The organism is Myxococcus sp. CA023 (assembly GCF_010998615.1).
In the GTDB taxonomy this organism is placed as follows: domain Bacteria; phylum Myxococcota; class Myxococcia; order Myxococcales; family Myxococcaceae; genus Myxococcus.
This window is the reverse complement of the sequence record NZ_JAAEAH010000216.1, coordinates 1-417: the sequence shown is the minus strand read 5'-3', so window position 1 is coordinate 417 and position 417 is coordinate 1. Positions and strand designations below refer to the sequence as shown.

Annotated in this window: 1 protein-coding gene; it reads right to left on the bottom strand. The window is 67.4% G+C overall.

What is annotated here, in order from left to right; all coding sequences use genetic code 11:
- On the bottom strand, positions 1-417 hold a 417-nt coding region (locus F8M74_RS37345), incomplete at both ends, for a helicase-related protein (RefSeq protein ID WP_256368051.1).

The following is a 417-nucleotide window of genomic DNA, read 5'->3' as shown; positions in this document are numbered from 1 at the left end:
CTCGTTGTAGAGCTGGAAGCCGACTTCGAGCATGTTGCCGCTCTGGTTCTCGCCCAGCACCTCGCCCGCGCCGCGGATCTCCAGGTCGTGCATGGCGAGGTAGAAGCCCGAGCCCAGCTCCTCCATCTGCTGGATCGCGTCCAGCCGCTGGGCCGCCTGCTTGGTCAGGCCGTCCACGTCGGGCACCATCAGGTAGGCATACGCCTGGTGGTGGCTGCGGCCCACGCGGCCGCGCAGCTGGTGCAGCTGCGCCAGGCCGAACTTGTCGGCGCGACTCATGATGATGGTGTTGGCCGTGGGCACGTCGATGCCGGTCTCGATGATGGTCGAGCACAGCAGGATGTTGTAGCGCTGCGCCACGAAGTCGCGCATCACCTTCTCCAGCTCGCGCTCGGGCATCTGGCCGTGGGCCACGGC